We start from the raw sequence: 22,875 nt of genomic DNA, 5'->3' as shown, positions 1-22,875 counted from the left end.
CGGCGTTCGGTTCGATCAGGCCGCGCCGTCGCCCGCCCGCGGCGACGCCCGCTTGCGTGCGACGAAATGGGTCGCGACGAGCGCCGCCGCAAAACCGGACGCCGCACCGACCCCGAGCGCCCAGCGCGGGCCGAGATGGTTCGCGACCCAGCCGGCCACCGGCGCGCCGATCGGCGTGCCGCCGAGCGCGACCGCGAGGCGCAGCGCCATCACGCGGCCCCGCATCGCCGGCTCGGTGGACAATTGCATCAGGCTGTTGGTCGAATTCATGAAGGTGATCGCGGCGATCCCGGTCAGCACCAGCGCGGCGGCGAACGACCAGTAACCGGGCGCCAGCGCGGCGAACGTGCAGCCGAGCCCGAACAGCGCCGCGCCGATCCACAGATGGCGGAACCGCGGCTGCTCGCGGCGCGCGGCGAGCAGCGCGCCCGAGATCGTGCCCACCGCCATCATCGACGACAGGAAACCGAACCCGCGCGCATCGACGTGGAACACGCTGGCGGCCATCGTCGAAATGTACAGCTGGAAATTGAGCCCGAACGTGCCGATCAGGAACAGCATCGCGAGAATCGCCGTCAGGTCCGGCCGGCGCCACACGTAACGGAACCCGTCGAGCAGGCTGCTGCGCGAGCGGTTTGCCCGCACGTTCGCACGCAGTTCGTCTTCCCGAAGCCGCGACAGCGACGCCAGTACCGCGAAGAAACTGAGCCCGTTCGCGAGAAACGCCCAGCCGGTGCCGACCGATGCGATCAGGAAGCCCGCCGCCGCCGGACCGACCATCCGCGCGGCGTTGAACGACGTCGAATTGAGCGCCACCGCGTTCGCGAGTTCGCGGTCGCCGACCAGTTCGGCGACGAAGGTCTGCCGCACCGGCGCGTCGAACGCCGATGCGCAGCCGAACAGGAACGCGAACACGTACACGTGCTCGAGCCGCACCGCGCCGGTAACCGTCAGCACGCCGAGCACGAGCGCCAGTGCGCCCATCAGCGCCTGCGTCGCCATCAGCAACTTGCGCTGGTCGTAGCGGTCGGCCGCGTAGCCGGTCCACGGCAACAGCAGCAGCTGTGGCCCGAACTGCAGCGCCATCACCGTGCCGACCGCCGACGCGTCGTGATGCGTGAGCTGCGTGAGGACGAGCCAGTCCTGCGCGGTACGCTGGATCCACGTGCCGATGTTCGACACCAGCGAGCCGATCGCCCACACGCGATAGTTGAAGCTGCGAAGCGAGCGGAACACGCCCGCAGCCGGCACGCTCATCGCCGCTCCCGGTCGGGCGCGTTGCCGCCGTGCAATGCGCCGAAGTGCCGCGCGAGAATCAGCCCCAGCACCAGGATGCCGAGCCCGAACGCCGCCGCGTCGGCCGTGACCTTCAGGTCGAAATCGCCGACCCGGCACACCAGCGCATAAGCAATGACGAGGTTCACGACGCCCCACACCACGTTCACGGTGGACGACGACAGCCCCCGCCCGGGCGGATGCGCGAACGGCGTCTGGAACGGCTCGCCGCGCAGCCCGCTGACGAGATGCGGCACGGCGTTCGCGAGAAACGCGCCGCCGAAGAAGTACGACACGAGATGCAGGAGGTTCATGTACGGGCCATCCTTTCGGCGAGCGGGCCGATACGGTTCACGGACGCGCCGGGTCCTGGAATTCGGCGAGCCGCTGCAACAGCTTCACGGCCGCCGCCAGCTCGGCCTGTTCCGCCGCCGACAGTTGCGCGTGCAGCGCGCGAAACAGCCAGTCGTCCTTGGCCGCGCGGTTCGCTTGCAGCACCTTGCGGAAACCGGGCGTGAGCGCGATCAGCGTCTGCCGGCCGTCGCGGGGATCGGGCGCGCCGGCGACCGCGCCGAGCGCCTCGAGCGTCGCGACCGTCACGCGCATCGACTGCGGGCGCACGCTTTCGGCACGCGCGAGCGCCGACACGGTCGCCGGGCCGTCGCGATCGAGCCGCAGCAACACCGATTTCTGCGAGGACGTGAGGTCGTTCGGATGGGTCTGCTCGCGCATCCGCCGCATCAGCTTGCCGACCGAGATACGGAGTTCGCCGGCGAGACCGGCCAGCGGGAGCGTGTCGGGAGGGGGCGATGGCGGGTTCATAAATTCAAGATAGCATGTCGACAGCCAAACTGTACAGTTTGACTGTATATTTCAGCGCGTAAGGATCGGCCCGTCGCGCACGTGTTCGGCGCGGCGCCGCATCCGTTCGGCCGCGTGATCCGGCTCTGCGATAATGCGGGCTTCCCGTTTTCGCTCCGCCTTCCGCCATGACGCAGCCGTCCGCCCCGCTCTCCACCGACCTGCCGCCGATCTCGTGCCTGCCCGGCGATGCGCTGCCGTGGCTGCCGATGAGCGCCGACCTGCCGGGGCTCGCGATCAAGTACCTGCACATCAATGCGGCCGAGGACACGCTGACCGCACTGCTGAAGATGCCGGCCGGCGGCACGCTGCCGCGCCACCGTCACGACGGCGAGGTGTTCGTCCATACGTTGCAGGGTGCGTGGCGCTACCGCGAATACGACTGGATCGCGCACGCCGGTTCGACGGTGCTCGAACCGGCCGGCTCGGTGCACACGCCGGAAACGCTCGGCGCGCTGGGCGAGGACGTGATCACGCTGAACGTGATGCGCGGCGATCTCGTGCTGCTCGACGACGACGGCCGCGAAACGGCGCGCGAGAATTGCCGCGTCGCGCTGCTGCGCCAGCGCAAGCATGCGCGTACGGCGCCGGATGCCGCCACGGCGTTCGTTACGCGGTAAGCCAGGCGGCGCGATCCGCATCGGCCGCTCCCGTCCCGCGTGAGCGAGGTCCGGTGCAGGTTTGCGCCCGCCTGCTTGCCTCCCGTTACCGGAAGCGCCTGAAAAACCGCCGAATATCGTCGGCCAGCAAGTCCGGCTCCTCCATCGCGGCGAAGTGGCCGCCGCTCGGCATGTCGGTCCACTGCACCACGTCGAATACGCGTTCGAGCCAACTGCGCGGCGGCCGGCTGATCTCCTTCGGAAAGCGCGCGAACGCGACCGGCACCGCCACGCGCTGCCCGGCCGCGAAGCGCATCGGCTGCAGCCGGTTCTCCCAATACATCTGCATCGACGAGCCGATGCAGCCGGTGAACCAGTAGAGCGATATGCCGGTCAGCAGCGTGTCGTGCGAAAAACGGCGCGCGACGTCGCCGTCGCAATCGCTCCACGCACGGAATTTCTCGGCGATCCACGCGGCCAGCCCGAGCGGCGAATCGTTGAGCGCGACCGCCAGCGTCTGCGGTTTCGTCATGTGGACGTGCGCGTATCCGCCTTCGAGCGCCGCCCAATCGCCGCGCTGCTTCAGGAACGCCTGCTCGTCGTCGGTCGGCGGCAGCGCCGCATCGATCGGCGGGTCGTAGTTGCCCGGCAGGTAGTTCAGATGGATGCCGTCGACCACGCCCTCGTGCCGCGCACCGAGCGCGATCGACACGCCGGCGCCCAGATCGCCGCCCTGCGCGCCGAACCGGCGGTAACCGAGGCCGGCCATCAATTCCGCCCAGCAGTCGGCGACCTGAAGCGCCGACATGCCGGGCGCCGCCGGTGCGGGAGAGAACAGGAAGCCGGGCAGCGACGGCGCGACGATGTCGAACGCGTCGTCCGGATCGCCGCCGAACGCGGCCGGATCGCACAGGCGATCGATCAGCGCGTGGAATTCGAATGCGGAACCCGGCCAGCCGTGCGTGACGACGATCGGATAGGGTTTCGGCCCCGTACCGCGCCGATGCACGAAATGCACACGCCGCCCGCCGACGTCCGCGACGAACTGCGGCAGCCGGTTCAGCGCGCGTTCCGCCGCGCGCCAATCGAAGCCGTCGGCCCAGTACGCGGCCAATTCGCGCAGCCACGCGCCGTCGATGCCCTGCTGCCACGGCTCGGCGGGCGTCAGGTTCGGCGGGCGGGTGTCGCGCACGCGCCGACGCAAATCGTCGAGCGCGGGCTCGGGGATCGCAATGTCGAACGGTTCCGTGTGCATGGTGTCTCCTCGCGACGAACGTCGATGGAGATTCTGCGCGATTTTGCCGGCACGCGTCGAACGGCGCCTGCCGCCCCGCCGGCTCGTCAGCCCGCTGCCGGCGCGTCCGCCCGCGCATCGCGCCGCAACGCCTGCGGCGGCACGCCGAACCCGCGCACGAACGCGTCGCGCATGTGCCGGCGGTCGCGAAAACCGTTTTCCTTCGCGATCACGTCGAGCGGATGACGGCTCTGTTCGATCATCAGCCGCGCCGATTCGAGCCGCAGCCGCTCGATCGCCTTCGCGGGCGACTGCCCGGTTTCGAGCGTAAACACGCGGCTGAACTGGCGCGGGCTCAGATGGACGGCTTCGGCCAGCGCCTCGACGGTCAGCGCGCGACCGAGATTCCGGCGTGCGTAGTCGAGCGCGTTCTGGATCCGGTCGGATTTCGGCGCGAGATCGAGCATTTCCGAATGCTGCGACTGGCCGCCGGCCCGGCGCTGATGCATCACCAGCTTGTGCGCGACCGACCGCGCGGCGTCGGCGCCGAGGTCCTTTTCCACCATCGCGAGCGCGAGATCGAGCCCGGCCGTCATCCCGGCCGACGTCCAGATCGGGCCGTCGACGATGAAGATCCGGTCGTCCTCGACGCGAATCTCCGGGTAGTGCCGCTGCATGTCGCGACCGAACGCCCAGTGCGTGGTCGCGCGACGCTGCGCGAGCAGCCCGGCCTCGGCCAGCACGAATGCGCCCGTGCAGATGCCGGCAATCCGCCGCGCATGCGCGCTCGCGCGGCGCAGGTAAGCGACGACGCCGGCCGGCGCCGGCGCGGCGAGCGGATCGTTGACGCCCGCGACGATCCACGTATCGACGCCGAGCCGGCCGCGCAACGCGCGCGTGGCGATCGGCAGCCCGAGCGACGAGCGGACGTCGCCGCCGTCGACCGAGTAGTTGCCCATCGCATAGAACGGCGTGTCCAGCCCCATGTTCGCGTACTCGAACACCGACTGCGCGGCGAGCGCCATGATCTGAAAGCCGTCGCTGATCAAGAAGCCGATTCGGTGCATGTGCGTTCTCCGGTCGCGTGTCGATTGGCCCGATGTCCGGAATCATACCCATCTACGTCATTTGCGTCGCAACGCTTCGAGGCCAGAATGCGTTCACGCCATCCGGCCATCCTCAGCGAAACGGAGTACATCATGACGCAAGCACATCGCGGTACCGCCCTCATTACCGGCGCATCGTCGGGCATCGGCGCCGTCTACGCGGATCGCCTCGCGCGCCGCGGCTACGACCTGATCCTCGTCGCGCGCAGCCGCGACCGGCTCGGCGCCCTCGCCGACCGCATCACGAACGACACGCAGCGCAGCATCGAGATCGTCGACGCGGACCTCAACGACCGCACGGCGCTCGCCGCTGTCGAAGCGAAGCTGAAACAGGACGCGAGCATCACGCTGCTCGTGAACAACGCCGGCATCGGCACGCATGCGCCGCTGCTCGACAGCGACGTCGACGCGATGACGCGGATGATCGACCTGAACGTGACCGCGCTCACGCGCCTGACCTATGCGGCCGTGCCCGGTTTCGTCGCACGCGGCCACGGCGCGGTGATCAACATTTCGTCGATCGTCGCGATCTCGCCGGAAACGCTGAACGGCGTGTACGGCGGCAGCAAGGCGTTCGTGCTCGCATTCAGCCAGTCGCTGCATCACGAGCTCGCCGGCCAGGGCGTGCAGGTACAGGCCGTGCTGCCCGGCGCGACGGCCACCGATTTCTGGCAGACGGGTGGCCTGCCGCTCGAGCACCTGCCCAAAGAGATCGTGATGAGGGCGTCGGACCTGGTCGATGCGGCGCTGGTCGGATTCGATCGCGGCGAACTCGTGACGATCCCGTCGCTGCACGCGGGCGACGAATGGGAGGCGTACGAGGCTGCGCGCCGCACGATGGCGCCGCATTTGTCGGCCGATACGCCCGCGCCGCGCTACGCGCCGGCTCGCTAGGCGCGCTCCGGGACCGCCGGCGGATCGTACGCGCAAGCGCGTCGATCGTCAGCGGGCCCTTGCGCCGCTCGTCGAATGGGGGACCGTCTGCCGCGTGGCGCGTGCGCCTTTCGGCACGCCCAGCAGCATCGCGACCGCGCACGCGGCCAGCAGCGCCGCGATCATCAGCATCGCCGGGTCCATGCTGCCGGTTCGCGTGCGGATCAACCCGACGAGCCAGGGTGTGATCATCCCGCTCGACACGCCGATGCTGCTGATCAGCGCGATCCCGCCCGCCGCGCCGGCGCCCGAGAAATACGCTGACGGGACGGCCCAGAACACCGGATGCGCGGCGAAGATCAGCATGGCCGCGACCGACAGCAGCGCCATCATCGCGACGATGCTCGGCAGGTGCAGCGTCAGCAACGCGAGCGCCAGCGCGCCGCCGAACGCACACGCGGCGAAATGCCGGCGCCGCTCGCACTTGCGATCCGAGCGCCGCGCGATCGCGATCAGGCCAACCGCGCCGATCGCATTCGGCACGACCGACAACAGGCTGATATGCACGACGTCGTGGATGCCGAATTCGCGAATCATCAGCGGCATCCAGAACAGCAGCATCAGCAGCGCGGTGGTCAGCGAGAAGTAGATGAACGCGAACAGGTATGTACGCGGTTCGGCCAACACCTGTCGCAGCGAATGCGGCGCCTGCGTGCCGGCGCCGATGCGATCGGCGGCCAGGTCGGCCGCGAGCCGCTGCCGGTCGGCGTCGGACAGCCAGCGTGCGTGCTCCGGACGATCGCACAGCCAGAACCACGCCATCACGCCGAGCAGGATCGCGGGCGCGCCTTCGATCGCGAACATCCATTGCCAGCCGTGCAGACCGAGCACGCCGGACATCCCGCGCATGAGCCAGCCCGACAGCAGCCCGCCGACCATCCCGGCCACCGCGACACCCGCGTAGAAAATCGACAGCACCGCCGCGCGTCGCCGCGCCGGATACCAGTACGTCAGGTAGAACACCACGCCCGGAAAGAACCCGGCCTCGAACAGCCCGAGCAGGAAACGCAGCACGTAGAAGTGCTTCGCGCTGTCGACGGCGATCATCGCGACCGACACCGCACCCCACAGGAACATGATCCGCGCGAACGTACGGCGCGCGCCGTAGCGGCGCAGCAGGGCATTGCTCGGCACCTCGAACAGCACGTAGCCCACGAAGAACAGCACCGCGCCGAGGCTGTACATCGCATCGGTCAGGCCGAGGTCCTGCCGCATCTGCAACTGCGCGAAGCCGATGTTGCTGCGATCCAGAATCGACACGATGTAGCAGATGAACAGGAACGGCACGATCCGCGCGCCGATGCGGCGGTACAACGCGTCGTCGGTCGCGCCGTCGCGCGCGACGTGTGCTTGCAGAGGGGCTGACATCGATCGTCTCCTCGACGGATTCCGGTGCGGACGGGGATGAACGCCGGTCGCCGCCGCCCGCGGGCGACGACCGGCCATTGCCCGTTCAACCGCGCCGCGCGCCTTCGCCCTTCACGCCGACCATCAGCGCCACGCCGCTCGCGACCAGCAGCGCGGCGAGCAGATACACGGCCAGATCCATGCTGCCCGTGCGCGTGCGGATCATCCCGATCACCCACGGGCTGACGATGCCGCTCGTGATCCCGATGCTGCTGATCAGCGCGATCCCGGCCGCGGCCGCGTTGCCGGACAGGTAGCGGGTCAGCACGGCCCAGAAGATCGGCAGCGCGGCGAAGATCAGCGTCGCCGCGATCGACAGGCACGCGAGCATCGCCACGAAGCTGTGCAGGTGTAGCGTCAGCGCCGCGAGCGCGAGCCCGCCGCCTATCGTGCAGCACGCGAAGTGCTTGCGGCGCTCGCCGGTCCGATCCGAGCGGCGCGCGATCAGGATCAGCCCGACCGCCCCCACCGCGTTCGGCACGACCGTGTAGAGGCTCACGGCGACGACGTCGGTCACGCCGAAGTCGCGGATCATCAGCGGCATCCAGAAGTTGAGCGTCAGCGACGCGCAAGTCAGCGAGAAATACACGAACGCGAACAGGTACACGCGCGGGTTCGCGAGCGCGGCCATCACGCTGCGCCCGTCGTGCGTGCCGCCGTGTGCGCGGCCTTCGGCGCACAGCGCGGCGACGCGCGCCTTTTCGTCGGACGTGAGCCACGCGGCGTCGCGAGGCCGGTCGACGAGGAACGTGAACGCGGCGAATGCGAGCAGAATCGCCGGCGCGCCCTCGATCGCGAACATCCACTGCCAGCCGTGCAGGCCGAGCACGCCGCTCATGTCGCGCATGATCCAGCCGGACAGCAACCCGCCGAGCACGCCGGCCACCGCGACGCCCGCGAAGAACACGGAGATCGCCGCCGCACGCCGGTTCGCGGGAAACCAGTAGGTCAGGTACAGCACGATGCCGGGGAAGAAGCCGGCCTCGAACACGCCGAGCAGGAAGCGCAGCACGTAGAAATGCGACGGCTGCGACACGAACATCATTCCGGTCGACGCGATGCCCCACAGCAGCATGATCCGCGTGAACGTGCGGCGCGCGCCGAACCGCGCGAGCAGCATGTTGCTCGGCACTTCGCAGAACACGTAGCCGACGTAGAACACCGCGGCGCCGAGCCCGTACATCGCATCGCTGAAGCCGAGATCGTGCTTCATCTGCAACTGCGCGAAGCCGATGTTGATGCGGTCGAGAAACGACACGACGTAGCACAGGAACAGGAACGGGACGATCCGCCACGCGATCTTGCGGAACAGCAGCGCATCGCTCGATGCGGATGCGGAAGTCGACGCCGAAGCGCTCGCGTGCGCGAGCGTCGCTTCGGCGGGAAGCGATTGAGGCATGTCTCTCTCCAAACGGGCCGCGCGCCGTCGAGCGCGCAGCAGTCTCCGAGGGCGTGCATGCGCCCTGCTTTCTTGTGAGACCGGAAACGGATGCCGGCACCGCGGCGCGATGCCGCCGCGAATGCCGCCACCTTCAGAAAAACGGCGATGCGGTCATGTGAACGCCACCCCGCCGCCGTGCGCCGCTCAATCCTGCAGCGCGGCCCACATTTCCTTGTCGCGCTGCGCGGTCCAGATGCGCGGATGCGTGATGCCGCTCGCTTCGTCGAACGCGCGCGACACGTCGAACGGCAAACAGTGCTCGTAGATGAACACGTGGCCGAACTTAGGATCCATCGCTTCGCGCGTGAGCGCCATCGCCGCCTTCAGGTCGAGATTGCGCTCGACCGCCTTGCGGCCCTGCGCGAGCAGCGTCGTGACGAAATCCTTCGTGTAGTCGAGGCCCTTGTCGACCTCGGCCGGATTCAGCAGCGCGGGGCCGCGGCCCGGCACGAGCTTCTCCGCGCCGAGCGCGCGCAGCGCCTCGAGCGTGGCCGGCCACTGTTCGAGCTGGGCGTCGCCGCAATAGCACGCGGCGTCGTATTCGACGAGGTCGCCCGAGAACAGCACCTTCTGCGACGGCAGCCACACGATCGTGTCGCCCTTCGTGTGGCCCGAGCCGACGTGCATGATCTTCACTTCGAGCTTGCCGAGGAACAGCGTGATCTCGCGCTCGAACACGAGCGTCGGCCAGGTCAGGCCCGGCACCGTCTCGACGCCGGCGAACAGGCGCGGGAAGCGCTCGATCTCCGACTTCATGTCGGCCTCGCCGCGCTCGACGATCATCTCGTACGTGCCGCGGCTCGCGATCACGTGCTGCGCGCCTTCGGCGAAGTACGCGGACGCGCCGAGCACGCGCACCGCGTGGTAGTGCGACAGCACCACGTGCTTGATCGGCTTGTCGGTCACGCTGCGGATCTTCGCGATCAGGTCCTGCGCCATCGCGGGCGTCGCGGTCGTATCGACGATCAGCACGCTGTCGTCGCCGATGATCACGCCCGAATTCGGGTCGCCTTCGGCCGTGTACGCGTACGCGTTCTCGGACAATTGCGTCCAGGTGACTTTCTTCTCTTCCAGATCGGCTTGGGAGGCAAATGCTTTGGCCATTGTGCGTTCCGTGGCTACGAGCCATGTGTTGAGGGGAATGAGCGGATCATCTGCCTGCACCGAATATTTGTCAATGACAAACACGCTTGTTATTGTCTAATACGGGTAAACCTGCGGGCTGGCGCGAGAAATGGCGTCGGATACCATGCGGGGTTTCGTCAACGGAAGAATCATCGCGTGCAGAACCACGAAGTCAGCGCGGACGATGCGCCGCCCAAGGCGCAGCGCGGTATCCAGAGTGTCGAGGTCGGCGGCAGGCTGCTCGACGCGCTCGCGCGCCGGCGCAAGCCGCTCGGGCTGTCGGAGCTGGCCGCGGCGGCCGATCTTTCCACCGCGCAGGCGCACACCTATCTCGTGAGCCTGACGCGGCTCGCGCTCGTCAAGCGCGATGCGATCACCGGCAACTACGAGCCCGGCCCGCTGTCGCTGCGGCTCGGGCTGATGTCGATCGAGCGCCAGCCGGCCTACCGCGCGACGCTGCCGCACGCGGCGCGGCTGGCGGAAACGGTCGGGCTGAGCGTCGCGCTGTCGGTGCCGGGCGTGCTCGGCCCGACGATCGTGCGCATCGAGCGCGGCGGCTATCCGCTGCACATGAACCTGCACGTCGGTTCGGTGATGTCGCTCGACACGACGGCGACCGGCCGGGTGTTCCGCGCGTTCGGCGACGCTGCGCAACTCGACGCGATGGCGGCCAGCCAGGCCGGCGCGGGCGATACGCTCGCCGGCGCCGACAGCGCGTCGGGCGCGCCACACGGCGATGCGCAACACGTCGAACTCGACACGATTCGTACGCGCGGCATCGAACGCAGCATCGACCGGCCGAGCCCGGGCGTCAGCGGGATGTGCGTGCCCGTTTTCGATACGCACGGGCGGCTGCAACTCGCGTTGACGGTAATCGGTTCGACGGGATCGATCGATGTCGACTGGGACGGCCCGATCGCGGCGGCCTTGCGCGATGCGGCGCGGCAGGCCACTGCGTCGCTCGGCGCCGCGCGTGCGGAACCGGCGCCCGCGCCGGCGCCGGGCGCCGCGCGCGTCCCGCCCGCGCTGGCCGACGACGCAAAAGCGCAGCGCGGAATCAATGCGCTCGACAGCACCGGCGAGTTGCTGCTCGCGCTGGTGTCGGCCGGCCGCGCGCTGCCGCTGCGCGATCTCGCGACGGCGGCCGGCATGCCGGCCGCGAAGGCGTTTCCGCATCTCGTGAGCCTGCAGAAGATCGGCTTGCTGAGCCGCGACGACGCCGGCTGCTTCGATGGCGGCCCGCTCGCGCAGGCGCTGGGCCTGATCGCGATGCAGCGCGTATCGCCGACGCGCGACGCGGAAGCCGAGATCGTCGCGCTCGCCGCCGCGACCGACATGAGCGTGGCCGCCGCGACGCTCGGGCCGCTCGGGCCGACCGTGATCCGGCTCGAGGAATCGGCGCGGCCGCAGCACGTGAGCCTGCAGGTCGGCACCGTGATGTCGCTCGTCAATACGGCGATCGGCAGGGTTTTCGCGTCCGGCATGTCCGACGACGTGCTGGCCGACCTGCTCGTCAACGAGCCCGTGCGCCTCGCCGGCGCGCCCGTCGCACCGGACGACGCGACCTTCCGCGCCCGGCTCGCGACGATCCGCGCGGACGAACTCGATTTCGCGTTCGACGCGCCGGTGCCGGGCATCGGGACGATTGCCGCGCCCGTGTTCGATCACACCGGCAGCATCCGGCTCGTGATCGCGATCATCGGCTCGTCGCGCGGCTTTCCGCGCGGGCCGGACAGCGAGCTGGCGCAGACGCTGCGGGCCGCGACGCGGCGATTGTCATGGCGCTTCGGATGGATCGGCCGGTAATCGCGCCCGTTCCGTACGCTCGAATTCCTTTTTCCTCCACGCGCAGCCGTGCCGGCACGGCCGCGTCGCGCCTGTCCGGCACGCCGGCGCAGCCGACGTTCATGTTGCGTGGCAGCAACAGGAATTGTCAGTAATTCTCATATAACGAAATCGCATTTCACAAGACGGCAGCCCTTCGCTATGATTAGGGTTATCCCTAACTCGCCACCTACATGGGGCTTCGTCATGCAAACGTCTAATGTCTCCGATCGTTCCGCCCAATCCACTGGCTGGCTCGCACGCGTGGGCGAGCTGCTGGCAGAAGCCTGGGCACTGCATCTCGCGAACTGCGAAGTCATCGCCGAAGCACACGCGCGCCTGCCGCGCTGAGCCGACTGCCGGCCGCTTGATTCGCTTGCGGTAACGCACGCCGACAGCGGCTGTTGCGCCGGGCAACCGACGGTCGTGCCGGTCAGATAGCAAGCGGCCGGGTTCGTCCCGGCCGAATACGCTCGCCGTGCGGCGAGCGTTTCTAGATTGTCTCGAGGCGGTGTTTCAGGCCGTGTGCAGCCCGAGATCGGCGCCGACCGATACGGATCGATGTGGATTGCCGGCAGCCGCGTGCCTCAAGCCGGAAGCCATTCCCCGCCAGCCCGCGATCATGCCCGGCCATCGCGGGCGGAAGATTCTTCCGTTTTTGCGGGTCCGCCGGCCGCCCCTGGCGAGCCTCGGCCGTTCGCCGGTTTCGTCCGCGCCAGCGCCTCGCCGCCTACGCCCCTCGTTGCAACGGCGGCCGCGCGCCCGTCTCCGCTCCGTCACACTTGAATCGAAGGCACGTCCTTCATGCATCGCAGCGCGAACATGGAACGGCTGTGACGGATGCTCGAAATCCGGTACAGCTTTTCGCGCAGGAAGCGTTCGTAGCCGGCCGTGCCGTCCACCGCCACCTTGATCCAGTAGTCGTACTCCCCCGACACCAGATACGCCTCGAGCACCTCCGGCAGCGCCGCCAGTTCGGCGCCGAAGCGCGCCAGCGCGTCGTCCTCGTGGCGATCGAGCGTGACTTCGAGGATCACGATGTCCGCGTAGCCGAGCTTGCGCTGGTTGACCAGCGCGACATAGCCGTCGATGTAGCCGTCGAGTTCGAGTTGCCGCGTACGATTCCAGCAGGCGGTGGTCGACATGCCGATCTGTTCGGCCAGTTCGGCGTTCGACAGACGCGCATTTTTCTGCAATGCACTCAGGATCTTGCGGTCCTGATTGTCGAGCGTTTTCGGCGTGCGTTCGCGAGTAGCCATGACGAGAAGAATCTTCTACTGAAAATCGGCATTCTATCTGAACAGGATTCCGGTTACAGGTGCGTTTTGCCAGAAAACAGGAAGCCTTTTAACCGGGCCGCTTGATACATTTTCTCCATGCCTGCTGGCCGGCACGCTCCCCGCGACACCCCTCGCAGCGGGACGCACGGCCGCAATCACGAGTTGCGGTGCCGGCCCGCAGGCATGCGATTCCCCGCCGCCCGCACGCCTATCCGACCGCGTGCGGGGCCGGTGCCTGCCTCCCCGTTCCTGCCCGTTCGTCATGTCGTTCAAGCTTTATCTGTCGTTCCTCGCCGCTTCCGTCGTCCTCATCTATGCGCCCGGCCCCGTCAACCTGCTCACGATGAACCAGGCGTTGCGCACCGGCTGGCGCCGCGCGCTGCCGTGCGTCTGGGGCGGCACGCTCGCCGTGCTGCTGCAACTCGCATTGACCGCGCTGTGCCTGAATTCGCTGGTCCACCTCGACGAACACGCGCTGACCGTGCTTCGCTGGGCCGGCGCCGCGTATCTCGTATGGCTCGGCGGCAAGCAATGGCTGAGCCGTGCGCCGGCCGGCGCAGCCGCGGCACCGGCCGACGCCGGCGCCGGAACGGCAAGCGCCGCGCCGGATACCGACACCGGGCGCGCGCTGTTCTGGCGCGGCGTCGCGACTTCCGGGCTGAATCCGAAGACGCTGCTGTTCTTTCCGTCGTTCTTTCCGCAGTTCATCAGCCCGAATGCCGACTGGAGCCTGAACCTTCAATACCTGCTGCTCGCCGCGACGTTCGCGCTGCTGTTCGCGGGCGGCGTCGCGTCGATGGCGCTGTTCTCGCACCGGCTGAGCCGCGCGTTGCAGCGGCCGGCGCGCATGCGTGCGATGAACCGCGTGACGGGCGGGTTGCTCGTCGGGATGGGCGCGATCATGGTCGGCTGGAATTGAACGGCCGCGCGGACGGTCGTGCGCGTGAGCGTGGCAGCGCGCCCGAACGGCTACGCCGTTGAAATCCGACATGGCGCTCTCGTCTCAACAGTTCGCCGGCACGCTCGACGACGAACCGGCCGACGAGTGACGATCTCGCGCTTGCCGTTCGGCACGACCGATGCCCGATGACGCCGCGAGCCGGCGATCCCGTGGCCGCGTGGCCCGGGCTCGCCGCCGCGCGGCCGGTACAATCGCGCGATGTCCGAATTGCTCACCTACGGCGGCCTGTTCGCCGTGTCGATGGTCGCCGCGACCCTGTTCCCGCTGCAATCCGAAGCCGTGCTCGCCGGCCTGCTGCTGGCCGGGCGCGAGCCCGTGTGGGCGCTGGTGCTCGTCGCGAGCGTCGGCAATGTCGCGGGGTCGGCGATCAACTGGGCGCTCGGCCGAGGGATCGAGCATTTTCGCGAGCGCCGCTGGTTTCCGGTCAAGCCGTCCGCGCTCGCGCGCGCCGAGCGCTGGTATGCGCGCTACGGCCGCTGGTCGCTGCTGCTCAGCTGGGCGCCGGTGATCGGCGATCCGCTGACGATGATCGCCGGCGTGCTGCGCGAGCCGCTGCCCACATTTCTCGCGATCGTGACGATCGCAAAAGTCGGCCGCTATCTGGCCGTCGCGTGGCTCGTGACGCACTGAAGCCGTCCGTCATCCGGTTCCGCGGGTCGAGCCGGCGCATGCCGTCGCCATGCGCGCGCCGCTAAAGAATTCGCCGAAACTGCCGATCACCTTACAACAAGCGGTGACGCGTGCGTTCCGCCCCTCTCTCCCCACTCAGGATCCCGTATGAGATTGACCCAATTGGGCCGGGTGAGCGTCGGTACGCGTCTTGCCGCGCTGGCGTGCGCGCTCGTTGCACTGCTGTTCACCGTTTTCGCATGGGCGCTCGCCCATTTTGCCGGCCAGCAACTCGCCGACGAGGCGCACGCAAGGATCGCCGACAAGGAGCAGTCGATCGGCGCGATGGTCGAGCTGTTCGACAAGGCGCTGTCGGCCGAAGCGACGCGCGCGATGACGCTGTTCGCGAGCTTCCTGCCGGCCGACTTCGCGCTCGATCCGGCACGCACCGTCGACATCGGCGGCGTCGCCGCGCCGACGCTGTCCGCCGGCGGCCAGCCGCTCGACCTCGACTATTCGATTCCCGACCAGTTTCTGAAGAAAAGCGGTGCGATCGCGACGATCTTCGCGCGCGACGGCGACGACTTCGTGCGCATCACGACGTCGCTGAAGAAGCAGGACGGCGCGCGCGCGGTCGGCACGAAGCTCGACCGCGCCGGCCCCGCGTACGCGCCGCTCGTCGCCGGGCGCAGCTACACCGGCCTCGCGAAGCTGTTCGGCCGGCCGTACATCACGCAGTACAGGCCGGTGACCGACGCGTCCGGCCGCGTGATCGGCGCGCTGTTCGTCGGCCTCGACGTCGGCGCCGAGCTCAAGCTCGTCGAGGACGGCATCCGCTCGCTGAAAATCGGCGACAACGGCTACTACTTCGTGCTCGATGCATCGCAGGGTCCGTCGCGCGGCGCGTTCGTCGTGCATCCCGATGCGGCGGGCCAACCGGCCGACGGCACGCGCGCGCCCTACGCGCAGATGCTCGCGGCCGGCCAGGGCCGGCTCGCGTACACGTCGATCGACCCGGCCGCGCACGACCGCGGGCCGACCGCGAAAGTCGTGTCCTTCACGACGATTCCGCAGTGGCAATGGCTCGTCGGCGGCATCGCGCTCGACGACGAGCTGCTCGCCACCATGCGCGCCACCCGCAATCGCTTCCTGATGATCGGCGCCGTGCTCGTCGCGGCGTTCGCGACGCTGTTCGTCATCGTCGTGCGACGCGTCGTGAGCCGGCCGCTGGAAGCCGCCGCACGCGCGTCCGAGCGCTATGCGGCGGGCGACCTCAGCGTGCGTATCCGCGACGGCGCGAACGCGCACGACGGCGCGGGCAACGACGAGATCGGCCGGCTCGTGCAGGCCGTCGACGGGATCGGCGACGGCCTCGCGCGAATCGTCGCGCAGGTGCGCAACAGCGCGGCCGACATCGCGCACGGCACGGTCGGCATCGCGGCCGGCAGCGGCGACATCGCCGCGCGAATCGCGACGCAGGCGAGCAGCGTCGAACAGACGGCCGCGAGCATGGAGCAGATCACCGCCGCCGTGCAGCAGAGCGCCGAGCATGCGGCGCAAGCCAACGCGCTGGTCGCGGACGCATCGGCCGCCGCGACGAACGGCGACGCCGCGGTGCAGCGCGTGGTCGCGACGATGGACGACATCGGCCGCGCGACGCGCCGGATCGCCGAGATCACCGGCGCGATCGAAGGCATCGCGTTCCAGACCAACATCCTCGCGCTGAACGCGGCCGTCGAGGCCGCCCGCGCGGGCGAACACGGCAAGGGCTTCGCGGTGGTCGCGGCCGAGGTGCGCGCGCTCGCGCAACGCAGCGCGGCCGCGGTCAAGGAGATCGACACGCTGAGCACCGAATCGTCGACGACGGTCGAACAGGGTTACCGGATCGCGGACGCCGCGCGCGGCACGATGCGCGACATCGTCGCGCGGGTCGACCAGGTCCGCACGCTGATCGGCGAGATCAGCGCCGCGTCGCGCGAGCAATCGACCGGCATCGAGCAGGTGAATCTGGCCGTCACCCAGATCGGCGACGCGACGCAGCAGAATGCAAGGCTGATCTCGGATGCCGAGCGCGCGGCCGTCGCGTTGCGCGACCAGGCCGCGCAACTGTCGGAAGCGGTGAGCGTGTTCCGGCTGGAGCGCGGCGCGTAATCTCGCGATCGTCGACGCGCGGCGGCGGCAAGCCCGCCGCCTACTTCTAGTCGCCGGCCAGATCGATCGCCTTGTCCGAGCCGACCGCATGGCGCAACTGGAACTTCTGGATCTTGCCGGTCGACGTCTTCGGCAGCTCGCCGAAGCGCACGGCCTTCGGCACCTTGAAGCCCGCGAGCAGTTGCCGGCAGTGCGCGACGATCTCCTCCTCGGTCGCGCTCGCGCCTTCGCGCAGCTCGACGAACGCGCACGGCACCTCGCCCCATTTCGGGTCGGGCATTGCAACGACGGCCGCCACGGCGACGGCCGGATGGCGGTACAGCGCGTCCTCGACCTCGATGCTCGAGATGTTCTCGCCGCCCGAGATGATGATGTCCTTCTTGCGATCCTTGATCCGGATATAGCCATCCGGCATCAGCACCGCGAGATCGCCGGTATGGAACCAGCCGCCGTGAAACGCCTCGTCGGTCGCCTTCGGGTTCTTCAGATAGCCCTTCATGCAGATGTTGCCGCGGAACATGATCTCGCCGAGCGTTTCGCCGTCGGCCGGCACCGGCGTCATCGTGTCGGGATCCAGCACCGTCGCGCCCGCCTCGAGGTGATAGCGCACGCCCTGGCGCGCATTGAGCCGCGCGCGTTCCTCGTCGGACGCTGCGTCCCAGTGCGACTGCTTCGCGCAGACGGTCGCCGGGCCGTAGACCTCGGTCAGCCCGTACACGTGCAGCAGGTCGAAGCCGATCTCCTTCATCTTCGCGATCACGGCCGGCGCGGGCGCCGCGCCCGCGACCATCGCATGCACCGTATGCTCGATCCCGTCGCGAAGCTCGGCCGGTGCGTTCGCGATCGCGCTCTGCACGATCGGCGCGCCGCAGTAATGCGTGATGCGCTCGCGGCGGATCAGGTCGAACACCGTCTTCGCGTCGAACTTGCGCAGGCACACGTTCACGCCCGCGCGCGCCGCGACGGCCCACGGGAAACACCAGCCGTTGCAGTGGAACATCGGCAGCGTCCACAGATACACCGCGTGCTTCGGCATGTCCCATTCGAGGATGTTGCTGATCGCCGCGAGGTACGCACCGCGATGGTGGTAGACGACACCCTTCGGGTCGCCCGTCGTGCCCGACGTGTAGTTCAGCGCGATCGCCTCCCATTCGTCGGCGGGCGGCGTCCATGCGTAGCCGGGGTCGCCGCCGGCCACGAACGCCTCGTAGTCGGTCGCACCCGCGAAACGGTCGGGATCCGCCGGCATCGCGTCGGCCACGCTGACGATCTTCAGGCCCGGCACCTCGAGCGCCGCGCGATGCGCGACCTCCGCATATTCGGTGTCGACGATCAGCACCTTCGCCTCGCCGTGACGCAGCATGAACAGCACCGACGACACGTCGAGCCGCGTATTGATCGTGTTCAGCACGGCGCCGGCCATCGGCACGCCGAAGTGCGCCTCGACCATCGCCGGGATGTTCGGCAGCAGCGCCGCGACCGTGTCGCCGCGTGCGACGCCGGCCTGCGCGAGCGCGCTCGCCAGTTGCCTGGCCCGCGTATGGGTTTCGCCCCACGTGCGCCGCACGTCGCCGTGCACGATCGCCGTGCGCTCGCCGTAGACCTCGGCCGCGCGGACCAGGAAATCGATCGGCGTGAGCGGGACGTAGTTGGCGTCGCGGCGGCCGAGCCCGGCCTCGAACATCTGCGTCATGATCCTGTCTCCCGTGTTCTGTCGACCGGGGCGCATGCACCCCGGCGCGTTTTGATGTGGTTCAATTGCCGACAGCCTAACGGGCGCTATTGTGAGCCGTCTGTCGTCGAAACGACAGAGTGCCGCTCGAGCGCTGCGCGTTATCCCTATCCTCGCAAACCCGCACCCATGCACGACCACCCCGACGCGGCCGCCGACCCGGCCGACACGCTTCCCGAACCGGGCCCGCTGCCGCCGCTGGCGACGCTGTTCGGCCAGTGCGCATGGTTCCGCACGCTGGCGCCCGAACACCAGGCCCTCGTGCTGGCCCAGTCGCACGTCGAGCAGTGCGACGCCGGCGACGTGATCGCGCACCGGCTCGCGCCGTCCGAATACTGGATCGGCGTCCATCGGGGGCTGCTGAAGCTCGCGATCTTCAACGCGTCGGGACGCGGCTGCACGTTTTCCGGCGTGCCGTCGGGCGGCTGGTTCGGCGAAGGCAGCGTGATCAAGCGCGAGCGGCGCAAGTACGAGGTCGTCGCGATCCAGCGCTCGACCGTGCTGTTCGTGCCGGTCGACACGTTCCATGCACTGCTCGACACGAGCCTGCCGTTCACGCGGTTCGTGATTCATCAGTTGAACAACCGGATGGGCGAATTCATTGCGTCGATCCAGAACAGCCGGCTGCTCGATGTCGACGCACGGGTCGCGCAGGCGCTCGCGCAGCTCTTCAACCCCGCGCTGTACCCGGATACCGGCCCGTCGCTGTCGATCTCGCAGGAGGAACTGGGGATGCTCGTCGGCGTGTCGCGCCAGCGGATCAACCAGGCGCTGCAGCAACTCGAGAAGCTCGGCGCGTTGCGGCTCGCGTACAACCAGATCGACGTCGTCGATCTCGACGCGCTGGCGCGCTTCGGCATGGAGCAGCTGTGAGTGCCGCCCGATGCGCGAAACCGCCGCCATCGCGCCGCGGCATTCCGTCCGCGGAATCGGCCGACGGCCGGCGCGCCCCAACCTGACAATTCAGCCAGTTTCGCGACAGTAACCCGTGCCGGGCCGACGCCTATCATTCGGGTTCCCTTCACCGCCGCCCGATCACCGCCTGTTCCGCCGCCTCCATGTGGATCGTCAATCTCGCGCTCAGGCGCCCCTACACGTTCATCGTCATGGCCATCATGATCGTGCTGGCCACCCCGCTTGCGCTGATGCGCACACCGGTCGACGTGCTGCCCGCGATCAACATCCCGGTGATCAGCGTGATCTGGAATTACACCGGCTTCTCCGCGACGGAGATGACGAACCGCATCACGTCCGTACATGAACGGATCCTGACGACGACCGTCAACAACATCCAGCACGTCGAATCGACGTCGCTGCCCGGCATCGCGGTCGTGAAGGTGTTCCTGCAACCGGGTGCGAACGTGCAGACGGCGATCGCGCAGACGGTCTCGTCCGCGCAGGCGATCGTGCGGCAGATGCCGCAGGGCGCGACGCCGCCGCTCGTGATCACCTATTCCGCGTCGAGCATTCCGGTGATCCAGCTCGGGCTGTCGAGCAAGACGCTCAGCGAACAGTCGCTCGCCGACATCGCGCTCAACTTCCTGCGCCCGCAACTGATCACTGTGCCGGGCGTGCAGATTCCGTTCCCGTACGGCGGGCGCACGCGCGTGGTCGCGATCGACCTCGATCCGCAGGCGCTGCTCGCGAAGGGCCTCACGCCCGCCGACATCGTCAACGCGGTCAACGCGCAGAATCTCGTGCTGCCGACCGGCACCGCGAAGATGGGCCAGACCGAGTACCGGATCGACACGAACGCGTCGGCCGATACGATCGCCGACATCAACGACCTGCCGGTCCAGACCGTCAACGGCGCGACGACCTACCTGCGCGAGGTGGCGTCGGTACGCGACGGCTTCGCGCCGCAGACCAACGTCGTGCGCCAGAACGGCCAGCGCGGCGTGCTCATCTCGATCCTGAAAAGCGGCGACGCATCGACGCTCAAGGTCGTGTCGGACCTGAAGGCGCTGCTGCCGAAGGTGATCCCGACGCTGCCCGAGGGGCTCGCGATCACGCCGCTGTTCGACCAGTCGGTGTTCGTCGACGCGGCCGTCCAGGGCGTGATCCACGAGGCGCTGATCGCCGCCGTGCTGACTGCGATGATGATCCTGCTGTTCCTCGGCAACTGGCGCAGCACGCTGATCATCGCGATCTCGATCCCGCTGTCGATCTTCACGTCGCTGATCGCGCTGTCCGCGCTCGGCGAGACCATCAACATCATGACGCTCGGCGGGCTCGCGCTCGCGGTCGGCATTCTCGTCGACGATGCAACCGTCACGATCGAGAACATCGAGCGGCATCTGCATCTCGGTACGCGCCGGGCCGCCCCTAGCGTGCCGAGCAGCCCCCTCGGGGGGCAGCGACCGGAGGGAGCGTGGGGGTCGTCGTTCGGCACCAACCTTCACGACGCGATCCTCGAAGGCGCCGGCGAGATCGCGGTGCCCGCGCTCGTGTCGACGCTGTGCATCTGCATCGTGTTCGTGCCGATGTTCTTCCTGACCGGCGTCGCACGCTTCCTGTTCGTGCCGCTCGCCGAAGCCGTGGTGTTCGCGATGCTGGCGTCGTACGTGCTGTCGCGCACGCTGGTGCCGACGCTCGCGATGCTGCTGTTCCGCCCGCAGCAGGCGAGCACCGGCTCCGGCCATTCCACGTCGCGCTTCGCACGCATTCATCACGCGTTCAACGCAGCGTTCGAACGGCTGCGCGCGTGGTACATCGTGCTGCTCAGCATCCTGCTCGTGCGCCGCCGCTTTTACGCGCTGTGCTTCCTCGGCTTCTGCGTGGCGTCGACGGGCCTCGTGTTCGTGCTCGGCCGCGACTTCTTCCCGAACGCCGATTCCGGCAACATCCGTCTGCACCTGCGCGCGCCGACCGGCTACCGGATCGAGGAAACCGCGCGCCTCGCCGATCAGGTCGAGCGCGTGATCCGCGCCACCGTGCCGCCCGACGAGCTCGGCGCGATCGTCGACAATCTCGGACTGCCGGTGAGCGGCATCAACCTGTCGTACAGCAACGCCGGCACGATCGGCACGCTCGACGGCGAGCTGCTGATCGCGCTGAAGCCCGGCCACCGCGCGACCGGCCACTACGTGCAGACGCTGCGAACGCTGCTGCCGCAACGCTTCCCGGGCGTCGAGTTCTTCTTCCAGCCGTCGGACATCATCACGCAGATCCTCAACTTCGGGCAGCCGGCGGCGATCGACGTGCAAGTACTCGGCAACGATCTCGCGAGTAACATGACCATTGCGAGCAGCCTGATGAAAAAGATCAGGCAAATCCCCGGCGCCGTCGACGTCCACGTGCTGCAACGCAACGACGAGCCGACCCTGCTGGCCGACATGGACCGTACGCGCATGCAGCAGCTCAATCTCTCCGCCCAGAACGTCGCGCAGAACATGCTGATCTCGCTGTCGGGGAGTTCGCAGACCACGCCGTCGTTCTGGATCAACCCGCGCACCGGCGTCCAGTACCCGCTGCAGATCCAGACCCCGCAATACAACCTCTCGTCGGTCGACGACCTGCTCGGCACGCCGATCTCGGCCAGCGGCCGCACGGGCATGCCGCTGCAACTGCTCGGCAATCTGGTGCAGGTGCGCAGTGCCGCGAACCCGGCCGTGATCACGCACTTCAACATCCGCCCGGCGATCGACGTGTACGTGAGCGTCGAGGGCCGCGATCTCGGCGCGGTTGCGGGCGAGATCGACCGCATCGTCGCGGACGCGCGCGCGACGCTGCCGCGCGGCACCAGCCTCGCGATGCGCGGCCAGATCGAGACGATGCGCACGTCGTATCTCGGCCTCGGCGCGGGCGTCGCGATGGCGATCGTGCTCGTCTACCTGCTGATCGTCGTCAATTTCCAGTCGTGGCTCGACCCGCTGATCATCGTCAGCGCGATGCCGGCCGCGCTCGCCGGCATCGCATGGATGCTGTTCGTCACGGGCACGCACCTGAGCGTGCCTGCGTTGACGGGCGCGATCATGACGGTCGGCGTCGCGACCGCGAACAGCATTCTCGTCGTGTCGTTCGCGCGGCAACGCCTCGCGGACGGCGCGCCGCCCCTCACGGCCGCGCTGGAGGCCGGCGCGACACGGATCCGGCCGGTGCTGATGACGGCGCTCGCGATGATCATCGGGATGGTGCCGATGGCGCTCGGCCTCGGCGAAGGCGCCGAGCAGAACGCGCCGCTCGGCCGCGCGGTGATCGGCGGGCTGCTGTTCGCGACCGTTTCGACCTTGCTGTTCGTGCCGCTCGTGTTCGGCGGCGTGCATACGCGACTGGCCCGGCGGCGCGCGCGCCAGGCCGGACACTGACTTTCGCCCCACTACCCGGTTGAATTGGTT

19 protein-coding genes are annotated in these 22,875 nt (G+C 68.6%); 9 read left to right on the top strand and 10 right to left on the bottom strand.

Features of this window, described 5'->3' with window-relative positions; genetic code table 11:
- Positions 1-15: 15 nt before the first annotated feature.
- Genes WT97_RS09385 through WT97_RS09375 form a run of 3 tightly spaced genes read right to left on the bottom strand, consistent with a single transcriptional unit; the run spans position 16 to position 2,097 of the window.
- On the bottom strand, positions 16-1,257 hold the full coding sequence (locus tag WT97_RS09385) for an MFS transporter (protein ID WP_059505157.1): 1,242 nt from the start codon (positions 1,255-1,257) through the stop codon (positions 16-18).
- Positions 1,254-1,589 (bottom strand): hypothetical protein, encoded by a 336-nt coding sequence (locus tag WT97_RS09380; protein WP_059789447.1) that lies wholly within the window; start codon positions 1,587-1,589, stop codon positions 1,254-1,256. Before WT97_RS09380 ends, WT97_RS09385 begins: the two co-directional genes overlap by 4 nt.
- Positions 1,590-1,626: 37 nt before the next feature.
- Positions 1,627-2,097, bottom strand: coding sequence for a MarR family winged helix-turn-helix transcriptional regulator (locus tag WT97_RS09375; protein WP_060353293.1), 471 nt, complete (start codon positions 2,095-2,097; stop codon positions 1,627-1,629).
- A gap of 167 nt (positions 2,098-2,264) precedes the next feature.
- On the opposite strand from WT97_RS09375, the gene WT97_RS09370 reads away from it, so the two are divergent.
- Positions 2,265-2,756, top strand: a complete 492-nt coding sequence (locus tag WT97_RS09370; protein WP_060353292.1) for a 2,4'-dihydroxyacetophenone dioxygenase family protein — start codon at positions 2,265-2,267, stop codon at positions 2,754-2,756.
- An 85-nt stretch (positions 2,757-2,841) separates the two neighbouring features.
- Here WT97_RS09370 and WT97_RS09365 read toward each other — a convergent pair whose 3' ends face one another.
- A complete protein-coding gene (locus WT97_RS09365; protein ID WP_060353291.1) occupies positions 2,842-3,990 on the bottom strand; it encodes an epoxide hydrolase family protein in 1,149 nt (382 codons plus the stop codon).
- An 86-nt stretch (positions 3,991-4,076) separates the two neighbouring features.
- Positions 4,077-5,036, bottom strand: coding sequence for a GlxA family transcriptional regulator (locus tag WT97_RS09360; RefSeq protein WP_060353290.1), 960 nt, complete (start codon positions 5,034-5,036; stop codon positions 4,077-4,079).
- A gap of 132 nt (positions 5,037-5,168) precedes the next feature.
- On the opposite strand from WT97_RS09360, the gene WT97_RS09355 reads away from it, so the two are divergent.
- Positions 5,169-5,969, top strand: coding sequence for an SDR family oxidoreductase (locus tag WT97_RS09355; protein WP_060353456.1), 801 nt, complete (start codon positions 5,169-5,171; stop codon positions 5,967-5,969).
- Between the two features lie 48 nt (positions 5,970-6,017).
- On the opposite strand, the gene WT97_RS09350 is transcribed toward WT97_RS09355, so the two are convergent.
- The 3 genes from WT97_RS09350 to WT97_RS09340 all read right to left on the bottom strand — a co-directional run bounded on the left by WT97_RS09350 (position 6,018) and on the right by WT97_RS09340 (position 9,960).
- Positions 6,018-7,376, bottom strand: a complete 1,359-nt coding sequence (locus WT97_RS09350) for an MFS transporter (protein ID WP_060353289.1) — start codon at positions 7,374-7,376, stop codon at positions 6,018-6,020.
- Positions 7,377-7,461: 85 nt separating this feature from the next.
- On the bottom strand, positions 7,462-8,814 hold the full coding sequence (locus WT97_RS09345; RefSeq protein ID WP_060353288.1) for an MFS transporter: 1,353 nt from the start codon (positions 8,812-8,814) through the stop codon (positions 7,462-7,464).
- Positions 8,815-9,000: 186 nt separating this feature from the next.
- Entirely contained in the window at positions 9,001-9,960 is a 960-nt protein-coding gene (locus tag WT97_RS09340; protein ID WP_059505143.1) for an MBL fold metallo-hydrolase, read from the bottom strand.
- Positions 9,961-10,137: 177 nt separating this feature from the next.
- On the opposite strand from WT97_RS09340, the gene WT97_RS09335 reads away from it, so the two are divergent.
- Together WT97_RS09335 and WT97_RS09330 are read left to right on the top strand one after the other, a co-directional pair.
- Positions 10,138-11,787, top strand: coding sequence for an IclR family transcriptional regulator (locus WT97_RS09335; protein WP_060353287.1), 1,650 nt, complete (start codon positions 10,138-10,140; stop codon positions 11,785-11,787).
- A 225-nt stretch (positions 11,788-12,012) separates the two neighbouring features.
- On the top strand, positions 12,013-12,156 hold the full coding sequence (locus tag WT97_RS09330) for a hypothetical protein (RefSeq protein ID WP_257127371.1): 144 nt from the start codon (positions 12,013-12,015) through the stop codon (positions 12,154-12,156).
- A 425-nt stretch (positions 12,157-12,581) separates the two neighbouring features.
- Here WT97_RS09330 and WT97_RS09325 read toward each other — a convergent pair whose 3' ends face one another.
- On the bottom strand, positions 12,582-13,064 hold the full coding sequence (locus tag WT97_RS09325; RefSeq protein ID WP_059505137.1) for an Lrp/AsnC family transcriptional regulator: 483 nt from the start codon (positions 13,062-13,064) through the stop codon (positions 12,582-12,584).
- 283 nt (positions 13,065-13,347) lie between these two features.
- Here WT97_RS09325 and WT97_RS09320 point away from each other — a divergent pair, with 283 nt between their 5' ends.
- From WT97_RS09320 to WT97_RS09310, 3 genes are all read left to right on the top strand, one after another.
- Positions 13,348-14,004: a LysE family translocator gene (locus tag WT97_RS09320; RefSeq protein ID WP_060353286.1), complete on the top strand. Its 657-nt coding sequence runs from the start codon at positions 13,348-13,350 to the stop codon at positions 14,002-14,004.
- A 240-nt stretch (positions 14,005-14,244) separates the two neighbouring features.
- Positions 14,245-14,676 carry a YqaA family protein gene (locus tag WT97_RS09315; RefSeq protein ID WP_059505133.1) on the top strand — a complete coding sequence of 144 codons (432 nt, stop codon included), beginning with the start codon at positions 14,245-14,247 and terminating at the stop codon, positions 14,674-14,676.
- Between the two features lie 147 nt (positions 14,677-14,823).
- The gene (locus tag WT97_RS09310; RefSeq protein WP_060353285.1) at positions 14,824-16,806 is read left to right on the top strand and encodes a methyl-accepting chemotaxis protein; all 1,983 of its coding nucleotides are present in this window, start codon (positions 14,824-14,826) and stop codon (positions 16,804-16,806) included.
- 46 nt (positions 16,807-16,852) lie between these two features.
- Here WT97_RS09310 and WT97_RS09305 read toward each other — a convergent pair whose 3' ends face one another.
- Positions 16,853-18,499: an acyl-CoA synthetase gene (locus tag WT97_RS09305; RefSeq protein WP_060353284.1), complete on the bottom strand. Its 1,647-nt coding sequence runs from the start codon at positions 18,497-18,499 to the stop codon at positions 16,853-16,855.
- A 168-nt stretch (positions 18,500-18,667) separates the two neighbouring features.
- Here WT97_RS09305 and WT97_RS09300 point away from each other — a divergent pair, with 168 nt between their 5' ends.
- Complete coding sequence (locus WT97_RS09300; protein WP_059505127.1) at positions 18,668-19,411, top strand: Crp/Fnr family transcriptional regulator; 744 nt, start codon at positions 18,668-18,670, stop codon at positions 19,409-19,411.
- A 185-nt stretch (positions 19,412-19,596) separates the two neighbouring features.
- Complete coding sequence (locus WT97_RS09295; protein WP_059505125.1) at positions 19,597-22,845, top strand: efflux RND transporter permease subunit; 3,249 nt, start codon at positions 19,597-19,599, stop codon at positions 22,843-22,845.
- Positions 22,846-22,875 lie beyond the last annotated feature (30 nt).

Origin of the sequence: Burkholderia sp. MSMB1459WGS (assembly GCF_001534535.1) — a bacterium.
In the GTDB taxonomy this organism is placed as follows: Bacteria; Pseudomonadota; Gammaproteobacteria; order Burkholderiales; family Burkholderiaceae; genus Burkholderia.
This window is presented reverse-complemented; position numbering and strand designations above follow the sequence as displayed.